Genomic DNA, 18,861 nt, shown 5'->3' with positions numbered 1-18,861 from the left:
TACCGTCACCGATTAACCCAGACTATGTGATGGTGGCAAGCAATAAAAATGTTAACGGTAGGAAAATTCCTAGGGCTGGTATCCTAAAGTTGGCTTGGATATTGACGTTAAGAACTAAAGTCCAGCGCTTTTCTCGCGTTTAACTCAAGCAATTCCGTAGCAAAATCGCAAGTAACACCTAATTTGATGTTGGAGCCGGGGGAATGGTCCCTGTGGGCTCCAACCTTCGTCCGTCTAGAACTGTGCAGCGCCCCAAGGAGAATGGAAATGAGCCTCGTAACAAGCATGAGTACCGACCAGATCGCAGCTCTGTCGACCCAAACAATTGCTGCTCTCGCGACTTCTGATATTGTTGCGCTCAACTCGGCCCAGACCCGCGCGCTCACCACGGACCAGACCGCCGCGCTGACCACCGTCCAGATCTCCGCCCTGACCACCAAGCAATTGACGGTGGGCCTGACCACCGACCAGGTGGTGGCGCTGACCGCCACCCAGGTGGGCGTGCTGAACTCCGCGCAGTTCAACGCGCTGGCCACCGAATCGATCGTCGCGCTGGAAACGGCCGACTTCGCCGCGCTGCGCACCGCCACCATCGCCGGCATCAGCACCAGCCAGATGGCCGCGGTCACCACCGACCAGATCGTCGCGCTGACCACCGCCCAGGCCGGCGCGCTGACCAGCACCCAGGTGATGGGCCTGAGCACCGGCGCCGTCACCGCGCTCGGCTCGGCCGACCTGGTCGCCATCAAGACCTCCGCCATCGCCGCGCTGACCACCGCCCAGTTCACCTCGCTGAGCACCGACCAGATCACCAGCCTGACCACCGGCCAGGTGGCCGCGCTGAGCACCGCCGACCTGGCGTCCGGCCTGACCACCGACCAGGTCGTCGCGATGAGCGCCAACCAGCTGTCGCAGTTGAGCAGCAACCAGTTCAACGCCCTGGGCACCAACGCCGTGGCCGCCATCGAGACCGGCGACCTGGTCGCGCTCAAGACCAGCATTATCGCCACCCTCAAGACCGCCCAGCTGGCGGCGCTGACCACCGACCAGCTGTCCAACCTGACCACCAGCCAGATCGCCGCCATCACCACCGCCAGCCTGCAGGCGCTGACCACCGACCAGATCGTGTCGCTGAGTTCGCTGCAAGTGGCCGCGCTGAGCTCGGCCCAGGTGGCCGCGCTGTCGACCAACGACATCGCCGCGATTGAAACCGCCGACATCGGCGCGCTGAAGACCGCCGCCATCGCCGGCCTGTCGGTCAACCAGGCCAAGGCCCTGACCACCGACCAGATCGTCGCGTTGGCGTCGGGCCAGATCGGCGCGCTCACCAGCGCCCAGGTCGCCGCGATGAGCAGCGGCCAGATCGCCGCCATCGAAACCGCCGACATCGGCGCGCTGAAGACGTCCGCCATCGGCGCCATGACCACGCAGCAGACCGCCGCGCTGACCACCGACCAGATCGGCGCGCTGAGCACCGCCCAGATCGCCTCGCTGACCACCGCCAACCTGGCCTCGGGCCTGACCACCGACCAGGTCGTCGCGCTGAACTCCAACCAGCTGGGCGCGCTTAGCACCGCCCAGTTCGGCGCGCTGACCACCGGCGACGTGGCCGCCATCGGCACCGCCGACATCGTCGGCCTGAAGACCTCGATCATCGCCGCGCTCAAGACCGCGCAGCTGGCCTCGCTGACCACCGACCAGTTGTCCAGCCTGACCACCAACCAGATCAGCGCCATCACCACCGCCAACATGCAGGCGCTGACCACCGACCAGATCGTCGCGCTGACCTCGCTGCAAGTAAGCACGCTGAGCTCGGCCCAGGTGGCCGCGATGTCGACCAACGACATCGCCGCGATTGAAACCGCCGACATCGGCGCGCTGAAGACCTCGTCCATCGCCGGCCTGTCGACCAACCAGGCCAAGGCCCTGACCACCGACCAGGTGGTCGCGCTGGGCGCCGGCCAGGTCGGCGCGCTCACCAGCGCCCAGGTCGCCGCGATGAGCAGCGGCCAGATCGCCGCCATCGAGACCGCCGACATCGGTTCGCTGAAAACCTCGGCCATCGGCGCCATGACCACGCAGCAGACCGCCGCGCTGACCACCGACCAGATCGTTGCCCTGAGCACCGCCCAGGTGTCCGCGCTGACCACCGCCAACCTGGCGTCCGGCCTGACCACCGACCAGATCGTCGCGATGAGCTCGAACCAGCTGGGCGCCCTGAGCACCAACCAGTTCAGCGCATTGTCGACCGGCGACATCGCCGCCATCGAGACCGCCGACATCGTCGGCCTGAAGACCTCGATCATCGCTTCGCTGAAGACCGCGCAGCTGGCCTCGCTGACCACCGACCAGTTGTCCAGCCTGACCACCAACCAGATCAGCGCCATCACCACCGCCAACATGCAGGCGCTGACCACCGACCAGATCGTCGCGCTGGGCTCGCTGCAAGTGGGCGCGCTGAGCTCGGCCCAGGTGGCCGCGCTGTCGACCAACGACATCGCCGCGATTGAAACGGGCGACATCGGCTCGCTGAAGACCTCGGCCATCGCCGGCCTGTCGACCAACCAGGCCAAGGCCCTGACCACCGACCAGATCGTCGCGCTGGGCGCCGGCCAGGTCGGCGCGCTCACCAGCGCCCAGGTCGCCGCGATGAGCAGCGGCCAGATCGCCGCCATCGAAACGGCCGACATCGGCTCGCTGAAAACCTCGGCCATCGGCGCCATGACCACGCAGCAGACCGCCGCGCTGACCACCGACCAGATCGTTGCCCTGAGCACCGCCCAGGTGTCCGCGCTGACCACCGCCAACCTGGCCTCGGGCCTGACCACCGACCAGATCGTCGCGATGAGCTCGAACCAGCTGGGCGCGCTCAGCACCGCCCAGTTCGGCGCGCTGTCGACCGGCGACGTGGCCGCCATCGGCACGGCCGACATCGTCGGCCTGAAGACCTCGATCATCGCTTCGCTGAAGACCGCGCAGCTGGCCTCGCTGACCACCGACCAGTTGTCCAGCCTGACCACCAACCAGATCGCCGCCATCACCACCGCCAACATGCAGGCGCTGACCACCGACCAGATCGTCGCGCTGGGTTCGCTGCAAGTGGGCGCGCTGAGCTCGGCCCAGGTGGCCGCGCTGTCGACCAACGACATCGCCGCCATTGAAACCGGCGACATCGGCTCGCTGAAGACCGCGGCCATCGCCGGCCTGTCGACCAACCAGGCCAAGGCCCTGACCACCGACCAGATCGTCGCGCTGGGCGCCGGCCAGGTCGGCGCGCTCACCAGCGCCCAGGTCGCCGTGATGAGCAGCGGCCAGATCGCCGCCATCGAGACCGCCGACCTCGGCTCGCTGAAAACCTCGGCCATCGGCGCCATGACCACGCAGCAGACCGCCGCGTTGACCACCGACCAGATCGTCGCGCTGGCCACCGCCCAGATCGCCGCACTGACCACCGCCAACCTGGCCTCGGGCCTGACCACCGACCAGATCGTGGCGATGAGCTCGAACCAGCTGGGCGCGCTCAGCACCGCCCAGTTCGGCGCGCTGTCGACCGGCGACGTGGCCGCCATCGAGACCGCCGACATTGTCGGCCTGAAAACCTCGATCATCGCTTCGCTGAAGACCGCGCAGCTGGCCTCGCTGACCACCGACCAACTGTCCAGCCTGACCACCGGCCAGATCTCCGCGATCACCACCGCCAACATGCAGGCGCTGACCACCGACCAGATCGTCGCGCTGGGCTCGCTGCAAGTGGGCGCGCTGAGCTCGGCCCAGGTGGCCGCGCTGTCGACCAACGACATCGCCGCGATTGAAACCGGCGACATCGGCTCGCTGAAGACTTCGGTCATCGCCGCGCTGTCGACCAGCCAGGCCAAGGCCCTGACCACCGACCAGATCGTCGCGCTGGGCGCCGGCCAGGTCGGCGCGCTCACCAGCGCCCAGGTCGCCGCGATGAGCAGCGGCCAGATCGCCGCCATCGAAACGGCCGACCTCGGCTCGCTGAAAACCTCGGCCATCGGCGCCATGACCACGCAGCAGACCGCCGCGCTGACCACCGACCAGATCGTTGCCCTGAGCACCGCCCAGGTCTCCGCGCTGACCACCGCCAACCTGGCCTCGGGCCTGACCACCGACCAGATCGTGGCGATGAACTCGAACCAGCTGGGCGCCCTGAGCACCAACCAGTTCAGCGCATTGTCGACCGGCGACATCGCGGCCATCGAGACCGCCGACATCGTCGGCCTGAAAACCTCGATCATCGCTTCGCTCAAGACCGCGCAGCTGGCCTCGCTGACCACCGACCAACTGTCGAGCCTGACCACCGGCCAGGTCGCCGCGATCACCACCGCCAACATCCAGGCGCTGACCACCGACCAGATCGTCGCGCTGGGCTCGCTGCAAGTGGGCGCGCTGAGCTCGGCCCAGGTGGCCGCGCTGTCGACCAACGACATCGCCGCGATTGAAACGGGCGACATCGGTTCGCTGAAGACCTCGTCCATCGCCGGCCTGTCGACCAGCCAGGCCAAGGCCCTGACGACCGACCAGATCGTCGCCATGGGCTCGGGCCAGATCGGCGCGCTGACCAGCACCCAGATCGCCGCGATGAGCAGCGGCCAGATCGCCGCCATCGAGACCGCCGACCTGGGCGCGTTGAAAACGTCCGCCATCGGCGCCATGACCACGCAGCAGACCGCCGCGCTGACCACCGACCAGATCGTGGCCCTGAGCACTGCCCAGGTCTCCGCGCTGACCACCGCCAACCTGGCGTCCGGCCTGACCACCGACCAGATCGTCGCGATGAGCTCGAACCAGCTGGGCGCCCTGAGCTCCAACCAGTTCAGCGCATTGTCGACCGGTGACATCGCCGCCATCGAGACCGCCGACATCGTCGGCCTGAAGACCTCGATCATCGCTTCGCTGAAGACCGCGCAGCTGGCCTCGCTGACCACCGACCAGCTGTCGAGCCTGACCACCGGCCAGATCGCCGCGATCACCACCGCCAACATCCAGGCGCTGACCACCGACCAGGTGGTGGCACTGAGCTCGCTGCAGATCGGCGCGCTGAGCTCGGCGCAAGTGGGCGCGATGTCGACCAACGACATCGCCGCGATTGAAACCGGCGACATCGGTTCGCTGAAGACCTCGGCCATCGCCGGCCTGTCGACCAACCAGGCCAAGGCCCTGACGACCGACCAGGTGGTCGCGCTGGGCTCGGGCCAGATCGGCGCGCTGACCAGCGCCCAGATCGGCGCGATGAGCAGCGGCCAGATCGCCGCCATCGAAACGGCCGACCTTGGCGCGTTGAAAACGTCCGCCATCGGCGCCATGACCACGCAGCAGACCGCCGCGCTGACCACCGACCAGATCGTCGCCCTGAGCACCGCCCAGGTCGGCGCGCTGACCACCGCCAACCTGGCGTCCGGCCTGACCACCGACCAGATCGTGGCCATGAGCTCGGCCCAGTTCGGCGCCCTGAGCTCCAACCAGTTCGGCGCGCTGTCGACCGGCGACATCGCGGCCATCGAGACCGCCGACATTGTCGGCCTGAAAACCTCGATCATCGCTTCGCTGAAGACCGCGCAGCTGGCCTCGCTGACCACCGACCAGTTGTCCAGCCTGACCACCGGCCAGGTCGCCGCGATCACCACCGCCAACATCCAGGCGCTGACCACCGACCAGGTGGTGGCACTGGGCTCGCTGCAGATCGGCGCGCTGAGCTCGGCACAAGTGGCCGCGATGTCGACCAACGACATCGCCGCGATTGAAACGGGTGACATCGGCTCGCTGAAGACCTCGTCCATCGCCGGCCTGTCGACCAGCCAGGCCAAGGCGCTGACCACCGACCAGGTGGTCGCACTGGGCTCGGGCCAGATCGGCGCGTTCACCAGCGCCCAGATCGCCGCGATGAGCAGCGGCCAGATCGCCGCCATCGAGACGGCCGACCTCGGCGCGCTGAAGACCTCGGCCATCGGCGCCATGACCACGCAGCAGACCGCCGCGCTGACCACCGACCAGATCGGCGCCCTGAGCACCGCCCAGGTCTCCGCGCTGACCACCGCCAACCTGGCCTCCGGCCTGACCACCGACCAGGTCGTGGCGATGAGCTCGGCCCAGCTGGGCGCCCTGAGCTCCAACCAGTTCAGCGCGCTGTCGACCGGCGACGTGGCGGCCATCGGCACGGCCGACATCGTTGGCCTGAAGACCTCGATCATCGCCTCGCTGCGGACCGCGCAACTGGCCTCGCTGACCACCGACCAGCTGTCGAGCCTGACCACCGGCCAGATCGCCGCGATCACCACCGCCAGCATGCAGGCGCTGACCACCGACCAGGTGGTGGCACTGAGCTCGCTGCAAGTGGGCGCACTGAGCTCGGCCCAGGTGGCCGCGCTGTCGACCAACGCCATCGCCGCGATTGAAACGGGCGACATCGGCGCGCTGAAGACCTCGGTCATCGGCGCCCTGTCGACCAACCAGGCGTCCGCGCTGACCACCGACCAGGTGGTGGCGTTGACCGCCGGCCAGATCGGCGCGCTGACCAGCCTGCAGGTGAGCACGATGGGCACCGCCGCCATCGCCGCCATCGAGACGGCTGACATCGGTTCGCTGAAAACCGCCGCGATCGCCGCGCTGCGCACCGCCGAAGTGGCCGTGCTGACGACCGACCAGATCGGCGCGCTGGGCACCGCCCAGGTCGCCGCGATGACCACCGCCAACCTGGCCTCCGGCCTGACCACCGACCAGGTGGTGGCGATGACCTCGCTGCAACTGGGTGCCCTGAGCACGGCGCAAGTGAACGCGCTGACCACCGGCGCCATCGCCGCGATCGAAACGGCCGACATCGGCTCGCTGAAGACCTCGATCATCGCCACGCTGCGTTCGGCCCAGGTCGCCTCGCTGACCACCGACCAGGTGGCGGCGCTGACCACCGCCCAGGTCATGTCCCTGAGCACGGCCAACCTGTCGTCGGCGCTGAGCACCGACCAGGTGGTGGCGCTGACCACGACCCAGGTCGCGGTGCTGAGCTCGGCGCAAGTGAGCGCGCTGACCACCAACGACATCGCCGCGCTGGGCACGGAAGACGTGACCGTGCTGAAGACCTCGGTGTTCGCATCGCTGCAGACCGCCCAGGTGGCCGCGCTGACGACCGACCAGATCGTCGCGCTGTCGAGCCAGCAGGTCGCGGTGCTGAACTCCAACCAGGTCAAGGCGCTGTCGACCAACCAGATCGTGGCCCTCGAGACCGCCGACCTGGCCGGCCTGAAGACCAACGCCATCGCGGCCCTGAGCACCACCCAGATCCGCGCGCTGACGACCGACCAGATCCACTCGTTGAACAGCCAGCAAGTCTGCGCCATCACCAGCGCCCAGGTACCGGGCCTGACGACCGACCAGATCGCGGCGCTGCCTTCGCCACTGGGTACGCCGATCGTGCTGGACCTGAACAACGACGGCATCACCACCCTGGGCCTGTCGGCTGGTGTGAACTTCGACCTGAACGCCAACGGCACCAAGGTCAACACCGGCTGGGTGGGCGGCGGCGACGGCCTGCTGGCCCTGGACCGCAACCATGACGGCGTCATCAACGACGGCGGCGAGCTGTTCGGTTCGGGCACCACGCTGGCCAACGGTCAGAAAGCGACCAACGGCTACACGGCCCTGAACGAGCTCGACACCAACGGCGACGGCGTGGTCGATGCCAAGGACAGCGCGTTCGGCGACCTGCGTGTGTGGGTGGATGGCAACGCGGACGGCGTCAGCCAGGCCGACGAGCTGAAATCGCTGGCATCGCTGGGCATCACCAAGCTGAACCTCGATGCCAAGCAGAACGCCTCGGCCAACAACGGCAACATCGTCGGCATCACCTCGACCTACGAGACCGCCGACGGCGCCAGCCACGCGGCAGCGGACGTCTGGTTCCAGACCGGCGCGGCCACGACCAGCCTGACCACCTCGGTGAGCGGCCTGGCCTCGGCGATGTCGAGCTTTGACGCGGCGGCGGCAGCGACCACCACCACGGCCAAGCTGGAAGTGCCGAACAGCGTGAACACGGCGGTGGCGGCGATGGCCGACGCGATCAGCAGCTACGACAACAAGCTGACCGCGACGACCAACTCGGCAGCGACCGACGAAGCGCTGCGCCTGAAAGCTCTGCAGAGCGGCAACCACCAGGGCTTCCTGGCTGCCAAGTAAGCAAGCAGCTTTCATAGCGTAAGCAAGAACGGCAAGGCCTGCGGGCCTTGCCGTTTTTTTATGCGCGGAACAAGAAGGTAAATTGCGCTGTGTTTGCGCCACACAAAAACCTCCCGGAAACACTATGCTGGGTTAGAATCCGAAGGCTGGCACGATAGTGCGCTAATGCAAGCTTTTCCCAGCTCTTACCCATTCATCAGGCCTATGCACGATAAATTTCCCCACACCGCGATCCAGTGTCTGACAGCGATCGCGCAGCATCACGGTCTGCAAATCAATCCTGAACGCCTGATCGACGACTATGCGCTGCGCGCGGAAGAGCCAGGCACCGGCGCGCTGCTGCGGATCGCCTCCGACATCGGCCTCAAGGCCAAGGCCGACAAGCTGACCTGGTCGCGCCTGATGGCGCAGGGCGGCGTGTTCCCGCTGATGGCGCGCCTGGTCGACGGCAACATGGTGATCGCGGTCGGCGTCAAGCCCGGCGAGAACGGTGCGGAAGACCAGGTGGCCGTGCTCAACCCGGTCAACCCCAACGCCGCCGTGGTGATGGTCGGCCGCGCCGACTTCGAGCAGCGCTGGCACGGCGACGTGCTGTTCGTCAAACGCCAGCACAAGTTGAGCGACCCCAACCAGCCGTTCGGCCTGCGCTGGTTCATTCCCGAGATCCTCAAGCAGAAGTCGGCCTTCCGCGACATCTTCATCGCCGCCATCGCCATGCAGCTGCTGGCGCTGGCCTCGCCGATCTTCTTCCAGCTGGTGATCGACAAGGTGCTCACGCACCAGAGCGTGACCACGCTGCAGGTGCTGGCGGTGGGCATCATCGCCGCGCTGGTGTTCGACGCCACCTTCGGCTTCCTGCGCCAGACGCTGACCCTGGCCGCCTCCAACAAGATCGACATGCGCCTGACGCGCCGCGTGTTCAGCCACCTGCTGTCGCTGCCGATCGACTTCTTTGAAACCACCAGCGCCGGCGTGGTCACGCGCCATATGCAGCAGCTGGAAAAGATCCGCAGCTTCCTGACCGGCCGCCTGTTCTTCACCGCGCTCGACCTGATCGCGCTGCTGGTGTTCGTGCCCATCCTGTTCAGCTACTCGTTCAAGCTGGCCATGATCGTGCTGCTGTTCGCCGCCATGATCGCCGGCGTGGTGATGGCCATGGTGCCGACCTTCCAGCGCCGCCTCAACGCGCTGTACTCGGCCGAGGGCCAGCGCCAGGGCATGCTGGTCGAGACCATCCACGGCATGCGCACCGTCAAGGCGCTGGCGATCGAGCCGTCGCAGCGCCGCATCTGGGACCAGCGCTCGGCCGAGGCTATCACCATGCACTTCCGCGTCGGCCAGATCTCGATCGCCGGCAACGCCGTCACCGATTTCCTCGGCAAGCTGCTGCCGGTCACCCTGATCGTGGTGGGCGCGGCCGACGTGTTCGACAGCACCTTGTCGGTGGGCGCGCTGATCGCCTTCCAGATGCTGTCGGGCCGCGTCACGCAACCGTTGATTTCCATCGTCGGCCTGGTCAACGAATACCAGGAAACCGCGCTGTCGGTGCGCATGCTGGGCGAGGTGATGAACCGCGCGCCCGAAGGCCGCGCCGGCGCCAACGGCCTGCGTCCCGTGCTGCAGGGCGAGATCCGCTTCGACGACGTCACCTTCCGCTATCCGGGCGCGCAGGCGATGGCGCTGGACAAGGCCCGCTTCACGATCGAGCCGGGCACGGTGGTCGGCATCGTCGGCCGCTCCGGCTCCGGCAAGACCACCCTGACCAAGCTGATCCAGGGCCTGTATCCGGTCCAGGAGGGCATCGTCCGCTTCGACGGCATCGACGCCCGCGAGATCGAGCTGTCGCACCTGCGCCGCCAGATCGGCGTGGTATTACAGGAAAACTTCCTGTTCCGCGGCACCGTGCGCGAGAACCTGTCCGTCACCAAGCCGGACGCCACCTTCGAGGAACTGGTCGAGGCGGCAGCCGCGGCCGGCGCCGACGAGTTCATCGAGCGCCTGCCGATGGGCTACGACACCGTGCTGGAAGAGAACGCCTCCAACCTGTCCGGCGGCCAGAAGCAGCGGCTGTCGATCGCCCGCACGCTGGTGGCCAAGCCGCGCATCCTGATCCTGGACGAGGCGGCGTCGGCGCTGGATCCGGAATCGGAGGCCATCTTCATCAGCAACCTGTCGCGCATCGCGGTGGGCCGCACGGTGGTGATGATCTCGCACCGCCTGTCGACCTTGGTCAACGCCGACAAGATCATGGTCATGCAACAGGGCCGGCTGATGGACGCCGGCCGCCACGAAGAACTGCTCACCCGTAGCGACACTTACCAGCACTTATGGAACCAGCAAACAAGTCACCTCTAAGCCTCAAGCGCCGCCGCAAGGACGAAACCGAAATCGCGTTTCTGCCGGACGCCGACGCCATCGAGCGCGGCCCGCTGCCCAAGTTCGTGCGCCTCACGCTGCACGTGATGCTGGCCGCCTTCGTGTTCTTCATCGTCTGGGCCAGCGTGTCGCCGGTGGAGAAGATCGTGGTGGCGCACGGCCGCCTGGTCAATCCGCTGCCCAACATCGTGGTGCAGCCGCTCGACACCTCCATCATCCAGAGCATCGACGTGCGGGTCGGCCAGGTGGTGAAAAAAGGCCAGGTGCTGGCGCGGCTGGATCCGACCTTCACCGCCGCCGACGAGCAGCAACTGCGCGTGCGCCTGGACAGCCTGAACACCCAGGCCGCCGGCCTGCGCGCCGAGCTGGCGGGCCAGCCGGGCGCCGTCACCGGCAGCGGCTCGACCGCCGACAGCCTGCTGCAGGCCCAGCTCTCGACCGAGCGCAAGGCCAACTTCGAGGCGCAGAAGACCAAGATGGACCAGAACATCGCGCGCCTTAAGGCCGGCCTGGAAACCAACAAGCACGACCAGCAGATCCTGGCCCAGCGCGTCAAGTCGCTGCGCGAGGTGGAAGCCATGCAGGAGCAGCTGATGGCCGAGCAGTTCGGCGCCAAGATGCACCTGCTGGAAGCGCGTGACCGCCGCCTCGAGGTCGAGCGCGACATGGACCTGCAGCGCAACAAGGCGATCGAGATGGCCAGCGAGCTGGCCTCGGCCCAGGCCGAGCGCGCCGCGTTCGACAAGAGCTGGCGCCAGAAGACCATGGAAGACCTGCTCAGCGCCACGCGCGAGCGCGACGGCATCACCGAGCAGCTGGCCAAGGCCGACAAGCGGCACCAGGCGATCACCATGGTGGCGCCGGCCGACGGCGTGGTGCTGGAGATCGGCAAGCTGTCGGTGGGCTCCATCGTGCGCGAGGCCGAGCCGCTGTTCACGCTGGTGCCGCTGGGCGCGCAACTGGAGGCCGAGGTGCAGATCGACTCGCTCGACATCGGTTACATCAAGCAGGGCGCGCCGGTCCACATCAAGGTCGACGCCTTCTCGTTCCAGCAGCATGGCATGTTGGAGGGCAAGGTGCGCACCATCAGCCAGGACGCCTTCAAGCGCGAGACCACCGACAAGAACGGCGGCGGCCTGGACGCCTACTACCTGAGCCGCATTCCCTACACCGGCAAGCTCAAGAAGCTGCCCGAGGGCGCCCAGCTGCTGCCGGGCATGACCGTGTCGGCCGAGGTGGTGGTGGGACACCGCACGGTGATGTCCTACCTGCTGTACCCGCTGACCCGGGCGATGGACGAATCGATACGCGAACCTTAACCAGAAGCGGAGGCTGCCCGTGTTCTCCATCATCATCCCGACCCACGACCGGCCGCTGCTGCTGACGCGCACGCTGGAATCGCTGATCGCCCAGACCTGCCAGGACTTCAAGGTGGTGATCGTGTCCGACACGGCCGGCTACCTGCCGCCGTACAACCAGCTGAACCAGCTGGCCGGCCGCTTCGACTACGTGCTGCGCTGCAGCGGCAAGCCGGGGCCGGCCGCCAGCCGCAACCTCGGGCTGGCGATCGCCGACAGCGAATACATCCTGTTCCTCGACGACGACGACACCTACCGGCCCGACCACCTGGCCAGGCTCAAGGCGCGCCTGCAGCGCGACAAGCCGGAGCTGCTGTTCCACGACTTCCAGATCCAGAACGAGGACCGCACCGTGTTCCCGCCGGCCCTGCTGCCGGGCGGCCAGAAGGTGTCGATCGCCGACGTCACGCAGGACAGCGTCTACGTGCGCAACCGCATCCCGAACAGCTGCGTGGCCTACCGCCGCGACGTGCTGGAAGGCGTGCGCAACGAGACCGACCTGATCATCTACGAGGACTGGGATTTCCTGCTGGCCGCGCTGCACGGACGGCGGCTGGTGCACCACCCGCTGGACGGCGTGGTGATCCACAAGAGCGCCGCGACGGCGCCGGAGAACATGCGGCGGGGGAATTCGCGCGACGACCAGATCGTCGACGTGATGCTGCAGTTGTACCGCAAGCATCCGGCGCCCAACATGGCCACGCGGCTGGCGCGCCAGGCGCTGATGGGCGGCGCCGGCGTGGTGCTGGAGCTGGCTTACTTCTAAGCCGGCTTGCTTCTAAGCTGGCTTAATTCCGGCTAGCTGGCATGGAACAGGGCCAGGCCCTGCGGCAGGTCCATCTTGGGCCGCCAGCCCGGCACGCTGTTGTAGTGGTGCCACGGCACCATCACCTCGCGCGCGCGGTAGGGGCGGCCGCCCCAGACGATGTGCAGCGGCTTGCCGCTGACCTGCGCGTACAGCGCGGCGATGTCGCGCAGCGGCAGCGGATGGCCGCTCGAGACCCCATATTCCTCCACCGCGTTGAGCTGCACGCCATCGGCCAGCTGCTGGTAGGCCAGCAGGTAGGCGTCGATGACGTCGTCGATATACACCAGGTCCACCAGCTGTTCGCCGGGCGACATCTCCAGCGTGCCCCCTTCCAGCGCCAGGCGCTTGAGCAGGTTCAGCACCTTGGGCCGGGTGTCGCCGGCGCCGTAGGTGTCGAACAGCTTGAGCGTGGCCACGCGCAGGCCGTGCGCCTCGACATAGTAGCGCAGCAGCGCGCCGAAGGCTTGCTTGGTGGCCGCGTACAGGCACACCGGGTTGTAGCCGGCGCCGTTGTAGTGCTCCCACGAGGTGCCGGTATTGACCAGGCGCTGCACGCCGCAGGCCGCCATCGCTTCCACCAGCTGGGTGGAAAACAGCAGGTTGGAGGTGATCAGGCGCTCGACGTCTTCCGGCTTGTGCGTGGCCAGGAACAGCGAGGCCAGGTGGAACACCGCTTCCGGCGCGGCGGCGCGCATGATGTCGATCAGCTGGTTGATGCTGCCGTCGTGCCGGTGCAGGCGCAGCTGCGCCCCTTCCGGCGGCAGGCTGGCGGTGGACGAGCCCTCGCGCAGCACCAGGTGGACTTCCCAGCCGTCGGCCAACAGGCGGCGGGTCAGCGCGGCGCCGACAAAGCCGGAGGCGCCGGTGACCAGTGCGCGGCGTGCGGCCGCGTTCATGCCTGCGCTCCGGCGGCGTGGTACACGAAGGGCGAGTCGAACTCCGCCAGCGTGGCGAACTGGCGGTCGCGCGCCGACATGACCGGGTCCTGCACCGGCCACGGAATGCCGGCCGAATTCCACAGCAGGCCGCTGTCGTTATTCGGCGCGTAGGTGGTGGTGACCTTGTACACCATCAGCGACGGCTCGCCGAGCGAGCAGAAGCCGTGCGCCAGCCCGGCCGGCAGGTACAGCATATGGCCGTTCTCCGCGCTCAGCTCCAGCGTGATGTGCCGGCCGTAGGTCGGCGAGCCGCGCCGCAGGTCCACCGCCGCGTCCAGCACCGCGCCCTGCACGCAGTACACCAGCTTGGCGTGCTCGTGCGGCGGGGTCTGGAAGTGCAGGCCGCGGATGACGCCGCGGTGCGAGGCGGAGTAATACTCCTCGGCGAAATCGGTGGCCAGGCCGTGCTGGCGGAAGATCTCTTCGTGGAACACCTTGACGAAGCTGCCGCGCTCGTCGTGGCGGACGTCGGGGATGATGTGGAAGCAGCCGGGGATGACGGTGGGGACGATGTTCATGGCGGTTCAGGTGTTGGGGTAGGCGGCGTCCAGCCGCACCAGCGCGCGCGAGATCACCTTGTCGGCGCCCCATTCGGCGATGCGTTTGGACAGCAGGAAGGCTTGCAGGCGCTCGCAGCAGAAAGCCATGCTGCGGTCGGCGTAGCCGGGCCGTTGCGCGTAGTGGTGGCGGTAGTAGCGCGACATCACCAGCTCCAGGTCGTGCACGATCTCGACGAACCACTGCACCGGGATGTATGCCACGGTGGGCGCGGTGATGAACGACGGGTTGCAGAGGAAGTTGGCCGCCTCCAGGTTGGTGATCACGCCGCAATCGATGGCGTCGCCGAAGAACATCAGCATGTCGCGCGCCACGCCGTTGGCCTCGTATTGCTGCAGCACGGTGCCGGCGAAGGTGACCGAGATCGGCACGATCGGCGTCTTGCCGTCGCCGTAGAAATGCTCGGGCTTGACCTTGGCCAGCATGTCCGGGTGGGCGTGGTAGTTGAAGCCGGTCAGCACACCGATCGGCTCGGTCAGCGCGAAGCGGCGGTAGTGGCAAAAGCCGACGAAGCCGGTGGCCTTCTCCGCGATCAGGCGGCGGCGGATTTCAAACAGCGCCAGGTATTCGCCCAGGTAGCGGTTGGCCAGCGCCTTTTCCGGCGTCAGCAGCTCGCTCATGGCCAGGCCGCGCTCCGGCACGTAGTCGCCGGAACCGACCATGGTCATGAAGTCCGGCATCTTCCAGGCGAACGGCGCGTGGGCGATGCAATAGTAGTGCAGGGTGTCGTTCATGGTGCTCATGCCGGCATGGCTTTGATCAGGTAGTGGGACGGTTGCACCGCCTCCATCAGCAGTTCGGGCGCGACGCCGGTCCGCAGGGCTTGCAGGCGCAGCGCGGTTTCCACGTCGGCCGGCACCGGGCCCGGATTGAGCAGGATGCCGTTGACGACGCGAAAGCCGTTGTCCTCGAACAGCGCCACCATGGCGCCGATCTCCAGCTGGTGGCGCGCCGGCTGCTCCGGCGCTTGCCAGTGGGCGCCGTTGGCGATGCGGGCCACCACGCAGGCGTCATACTGGATCACCTGGCGCAGCTGCGCCAGCACCCGTGCCGGCTGCGCGAATTGTTCAAGCGTGGTGTCGAAGATCCAGCCGTCGGCCCAGGTGAGCTGCTGGTAGAAGCCCTGGCCGGCGGTGTCGAGGTCGGCCTGGTAGATGCGTTCGGCATACGCGCGCGCCCGCTGGGCGCCGGCCGCGTCGGCGTCGACCACCAGCAGGGACGAGGCCGGATAGAGGGCGTGGTAATGGCGCGCCAGCGCGCCGTCGCCGGCGCCGGCCTGCACCAGCAGGCGGGCGTTGGGCGGCAGCAGGTTGGACAGCGGCGCGATGTGGGCCGTTGCGGCCTCCGCTAGACTCATAGCGGCCTCAGAAGTTCACGCCGAAGAAGGTCTCCAGGCGGTCGACCGCGTAGTCCAGCATCTCGCGGGTCAGGCCGGGGAACACGCCGATCCAGAAGGTGTCGTTCATCACGCGGTCGGTGTTGGTCAGCTCGCCCGAGACGCGGTAGTTGCGGCCGATCATGTACGGCTGGCGCGTCAGGTTGCCGGCGAACAGCAGGCGGGTGCCGATCTTGTGCTGGTCCAGGTAGGTCAGCAGGTCGACGCGCGAGACGTTGGCCTCGGGTTTGAGCGTCATCGGGAAACCGAACCACGACGGGTCGGAATGCTCGGTGGCCTGCGGCAGGATCAGGAAGTCGGTGCACGACTGCAGGCGCTCGGTCAGGTAGGCGAAGTTGTCCTTGCGGGCCTGGATGAAGCCGGGCGCGCGGTCGATCTGCGCCAGGCCGCAGGCGGCCTGCATGTCGGTGATCTTCAGGTTGTAGCCCAGGTGGCTGTAGGTGTACTTGTGGTCGTAGCCAGCCGGCAGCGTGCCCAGGCACTGGCAGAAGCGCTTGCCGCAGGTGTTGTCCTTGCCCGGCGCGCAGTAGCAGTCGCGGCCCCAGTCGCGGAACGATTCGGCGATCATCTTCAGCTCGGGATTGTTGGTGAACACCGCGCCGCCTTCGCCCATCGTGATGTGGTGCGCCGGGTAGAACGACATGGTGCCGATGTCGCCGAAGGTGCCGACCATCTTGCCGTGGTAGGTGGAGCCGAGCGCGTCGCAGCAGTCCTCGATCAGCCAAAGGTTGTGTTTCTTGCAGATCGCCGTGATGACGTCCAGGTTGTACGGGTTGCCCAGCGTGTGGGCCAGCATGATGGCCTTGGTCTTGGGCGAGATCGCCGCCTCCAGCTTGGTGACGTCGATGTTGTAGGTGCCCAGCTCCACGTCCACGAACACCGGCACCGCGCCGAACTGGATGATCGGGTTGACGGTGGTCGGGAAGCCGGCCGCCACGCCGATCACCTCGTCGCCCTGCTGGATTGCGCGCGCGCCCAGCTTGGGCGAGGTCAGCGTGTTGAACGCGACCAGGTTGGCCGACGAGCCGGAGTTCACGGTGATCAGGAAGTCCACGCCGATCAGCTTGGCCAGCTTGGCCTCGAACTGGTCGTTGAAGCGGCCGGTGGTCAGCCAGGCGTCCAGCGAGGCCTCGACCATCAGTTCCATCTCCGGCGCGCCCACCACCTTGCCGGCCGGCGGGATCACCGTCACGCCGGGTTCGAAGGCCTTGGGCACGCTGGCCAGCGCGCCGTATTCGCCCACCAGCTTGATGATCTGTTCGCGGAGTTGTTCTTTGCTTTGTGCTTCACTCATGATTGCTGCCTTAGATATGTGCGGTGTTTTGATAGGTGTCGATCTGCGCCAGCGTCAGCGCGCGCATGTCCTCGCCCCGGGCGTGCGCCTGGTGCCAGGCCACGATCATGTCGATGGTGTGGCCCAGGTGCCAGCGCGGCTGCCAGCGCAGGCGCGCGCGGGCCTTGGAGCAGTCCAGCTTGAGGTAGTGCGCCTCGTGCGGCTGCGGCGCGCTGTCCAGTTCCCACGAGGCGCCCTGGCCCCAGCTCTCGCACAGGCGCGAGATGATCCACGCGACCGGGCGGGCGTCGATGTCGTGCGGGCCGAAGTTGAAGCCCTCGGCGAACGCCGCGCCTTGCTGGTACAGGTGTTCGGCCAGCGTCAGGTAGCCCGACAGCGGCTCGAGCACGTGCTGCCACGGGCGGATCGCATGCGGGCTGCGGATGCGCACCGGCGTGCCGGCGGCGATGGCGCGGACCATGTCCGGGATCAGGCGGTCCTCGGCCCAGTCGCCGCCGCCGATCACGTTGCCGGCGCGGCCCGAGGCCAGCGCCACGCCGTGCTCGGCGTATTTTTCAGGATTGAAGAAGGACGAGCGGTAGCCGGCCGTCACCAGCTCGGCGCAGGCCTTGCTGTTGCTGTACGGGTCGTAGCCGCCGAAGGCTTCGTTCTCGCGGTAGCCCCAGGCCCATTCCTTGTTCTCGTAGCACTTGTCGCTGGTGACGTTGACCACCGCCTTGACGCCCGGCGTGTTGCGCACCGCTTCGAAGAAATTCACCAGGCCCATGACGTTGGTGGAGTAGGTCTCCACCGGATGGGCGTAGGAATGGCGCACCAGCGCCTGCGCCGCCATGTGGATGACGATTTCAGGACGCGCCTTCAGCATCGCCTCGCGCAGCGCCGCGCCGTCGCGGATGTCGCCGATGATGGAGGTCATGCCGTGGGCCACCTGGGCCGTCTCGAACAGGCTGGGCTTGCTCGGCGCTTCGAGCGCGAAGCCGGTGACGTGCGCGCCCAGTTGCTGCAACCACAGGCTCAGCCAGCTCCCCTTGAAACCGGTGTGCCCGGTCAGGAATACACGCTTGCCGCGCCAGAAATCGGGCGTCATGGCCATCGCTTCCACGGCGCCTTGCCGCTTTCCCACAGGTCTTCCAGGTGGATCTTGTCGCGCAGCGTGTCCATTGGCTGCCAGAAGCCGTGGTGGCGGTAGGCGTCCATCTGGCCATCCTTGGCCAGGTTTTCCATCGGTTCTTTTTCCCAGATGGTCATGTCGTCGCTGACGTAGTCGATCACCTTGGGCGAGAGCACGAAGTAGCCGCCGTTGATCCAGGCGCCGTCGCCCTGCGGTTTTTCCATGAAGCTGACGATGCGCTGGCCGTCGATCTCGACCGCGCCGAAGCGGCCGGGCGGCTGCACCGCCGTCATGGTGGCCAGCTTGCCGTGCTGCTTGTGGAAGGCGATCGAGGCGGTGATGTCGATGTCGGCCACGCCGTCGCCGTAGGTGAAGCAGAACGCCTCCTCGTTTTCAAGGTGCTTGCGCACGCGCTTGAGGCGGCCGCCGGTCAGCGTGTCGGCGCCGGTGTCGATCAGCGTGACGCGCCATGGTTCGGCGTGGCGCTCGTGCACTTCCATGCTGTTCTGTTGCAGGTCGAAGGTGACGTCCGACGTGTGCAGGAAGTAGTTGGCGAAGAATTCCTTGATCACGTAGCCGCGGTAGCCGCAGCAGATCACGAAGTCGTTGATGCCGTGGCTGGAATAGCTCTTCAGGATGTGCCACAGGATAGGCTTGCCGCCGATTTCCACCATCGGTTTCGGCTTGACCGTGGTCTCTTCGCTGAGCCGCGTGCCCAGTCCACCAGCCAGTATGACTGCTTTCATGCTATCCCCGGATTGTTATGAGTTGACGCAGACCATATTGTCTATTGCGCCCGGGCTATTTTAAACGAAAAGCAGGGGCCGTTTGG

Annotated in this window: 11 protein-coding genes; 4 read left to right on the top strand and 7 right to left on the bottom strand. The window is 67.0% G+C overall.

Features of this window, described 5'->3' with window-relative positions:
* The first annotated feature begins 267 nt into the window (after positions 1–267).
* The 4 genes from ACUJB0_RS30520 to ACUJB0_RS30505 all read left to right on the top strand — a co-directional run bounded on the left by ACUJB0_RS30520 (position 268) and on the right by ACUJB0_RS30505 (position 12,690).
* Positions 268–8,190: a beta strand repeat-containing protein gene (locus ACUJB0_RS30520; RefSeq protein WP_444848551.1), complete on the top strand. Its 7,923-nt coding sequence runs from the start codon at positions 268–270 to the stop codon at positions 8,188–8,190.
* 204 nt (positions 8,191–8,394) lie between these two features.
* A complete protein-coding gene (locus tag ACUJB0_RS30515) occupies positions 8,395–10,545 on the top strand; it encodes a peptidase domain-containing ABC transporter (RefSeq protein ID WP_444848550.1) in 2,151 nt (716 codons plus the stop codon).
* Positions 10,518–11,885 carry an HlyD family type I secretion periplasmic adaptor subunit gene (locus ACUJB0_RS30510; RefSeq protein ID WP_444848549.1) on the top strand — a complete coding sequence of 456 codons (1,368 nt, stop codon included), beginning with the start codon at positions 10,518–10,520 and terminating at the stop codon, positions 11,883–11,885. The genes ACUJB0_RS30515 and ACUJB0_RS30510 overlap by 28 nt, the downstream gene beginning before the upstream one ends.
* Before the next feature lie 19 nt (positions 11,886–11,904).
* Complete coding sequence (locus ACUJB0_RS30505) at positions 11,905–12,690, top strand: glycosyltransferase family 2 protein (RefSeq protein ID WP_444848548.1); 786 nt, start codon at positions 11,905–11,907, stop codon at positions 12,688–12,690.
* 32 nt (positions 12,691–12,722) lie between these two features.
* Here ACUJB0_RS30505 and ACUJB0_RS30500 read toward each other — a convergent pair whose 3' ends face one another.
* From ACUJB0_RS30500 to rfbF, 7 genes are read right to left on the bottom strand one after another with little or no spacing between them, the layout of a single operon-like run.
* Positions 12,723–13,628, bottom strand: a complete 906-nt coding sequence (locus ACUJB0_RS30500) for an NAD-dependent epimerase/dehydratase family protein (protein ID WP_444848547.1) — start codon at positions 13,626–13,628, stop codon at positions 12,723–12,725.
* The gene (gene rfbC / locus ACUJB0_RS30495; protein WP_444848546.1) at positions 13,625–14,188 is read right to left on the bottom strand and encodes a dTDP-4-dehydrorhamnose 3,5-epimerase; all 564 of its coding nucleotides are present in this window, start codon (positions 14,186–14,188) and stop codon (positions 13,625–13,627) included. Before rfbC ends, ACUJB0_RS30500 begins: the two co-directional genes overlap by 4 nt.
* A gap of 6 nt (positions 14,189–14,194) precedes the next feature.
* Positions 14,195–14,971, bottom strand: a complete 777-nt coding sequence (locus tag ACUJB0_RS30490; protein WP_444848545.1) for a hypothetical protein — start codon at positions 14,969–14,971, stop codon at positions 14,195–14,197.
* Positions 14,968–15,585 carry a class I SAM-dependent methyltransferase gene (locus ACUJB0_RS30485; protein ID WP_444848544.1) on the bottom strand — a complete coding sequence of 206 codons (618 nt, stop codon included), beginning with the start codon at positions 15,583–15,585 and terminating at the stop codon, positions 14,968–14,970. Before ACUJB0_RS30485 ends, ACUJB0_RS30490 begins: the two co-directional genes overlap by 4 nt.
* Positions 15,586–15,592: 7 nt before the next feature.
* A complete protein-coding gene (gene rfbH / locus ACUJB0_RS30480; RefSeq protein WP_444848543.1) occupies positions 15,593–16,918 on the bottom strand; it encodes a lipopolysaccharide biosynthesis protein RfbH in 1,326 nt (441 codons plus the stop codon).
* A gap of 10 nt (positions 16,919–16,928) precedes the next feature.
* Positions 16,929–18,005, bottom strand: a complete 1,077-nt coding sequence (rfbG, locus tag ACUJB0_RS30475) for a CDP-glucose 4,6-dehydratase (RefSeq protein ID WP_444848556.1) — start codon at positions 18,003–18,005, stop codon at positions 16,929–16,931.
* On the bottom strand, positions 18,002–18,775 hold the full coding sequence (rfbF, locus tag ACUJB0_RS30470) for a glucose-1-phosphate cytidylyltransferase (protein ID WP_444848542.1): 774 nt from the start codon (positions 18,773–18,775) through the stop codon (positions 18,002–18,004). The genes rfbG and rfbF overlap by 4 nt, the downstream gene beginning before the upstream one ends.
* Between the last annotated feature and the right edge of the window lie 86 nt (positions 18,776–18,861).

Origin of the sequence: Duganella caerulea (genome assembly GCF_040362985.1) — a bacterium.
Lineage (GTDB): Bacteria > Pseudomonadota > Gammaproteobacteria > Burkholderiales > Burkholderiaceae_D > Rugamonas > Rugamonas vulcania.
The sequence above is the reverse complement of the archived record's forward strand: the minus strand, read 5'-3'. Positions and strand labels throughout refer to the sequence as shown.

What these genes read in the sequence shown, in the direction of transcription:
- ACUJB0_RS30520 (WP_444848551.1), top strand. Translation starts at nt 268, where the DNA reads ATGAGCCTCGTAACAAGCATGAGTACCGACCAGATCGCAGCTCTGTCG.
- ACUJB0_RS30515 (WP_444848550.1), top strand. Translation starts at nt 8,395, where the DNA reads ATGCACGATAAATTTCCCCACACCGCGATCCAGTGTCTGACAGCGATC.
- ACUJB0_RS30510 (WP_444848549.1), top strand. Translation starts at nt 10,518, where the DNA reads ATGGAACCAGCAAACAAGTCACCTCTAAGCCTCAAGCGCCGCCGCAAG.
- ACUJB0_RS30500 (WP_444848547.1), bottom strand. Translation starts at nt 13,628, where the DNA reads ATGAACGCGGCCGCACGCCGCGCACTGGTCACCGGCGCCTCCGGCTTT.
- rfbC (WP_444848546.1), bottom strand. Translation starts at nt 14,188, where the DNA reads ATGAACATCGTCCCCACCGTCATCCCCGGCTGCTTCCACATCATCCCC.
- ACUJB0_RS30490 (WP_444848545.1), bottom strand. Translation starts at nt 14,971, where the DNA reads ATGAGCACCATGAACGACACCCTGCACTACTATTGCATCGCCCACGCG.
- ACUJB0_RS30485 (WP_444848544.1), bottom strand. Translation starts at nt 15,585, where the DNA reads ATGAGTCTAGCGGAGGCCGCAACGGCCCACATCGCGCCGCTGTCCAAC.
- rfbH (WP_444848543.1), bottom strand. Translation starts at nt 16,918, where the DNA reads ATGAGTGAAGCACAAAGCAAAGAACAACTCCGCGAACAGATCATCAAG.
- rfbG (WP_444848556.1), bottom strand. Translation starts at nt 18,005, where the DNA reads ATGACGCCCGATTTCTGGCGCGGCAAGCGTGTATTCCTGACCGGGCAC.
- rfbF (WP_444848542.1), bottom strand. Translation starts at nt 18,775, where the DNA reads ATGAAAGCAGTCATACTGGCTGGTGGACTGGGCACGCGGCTCAGCGAA.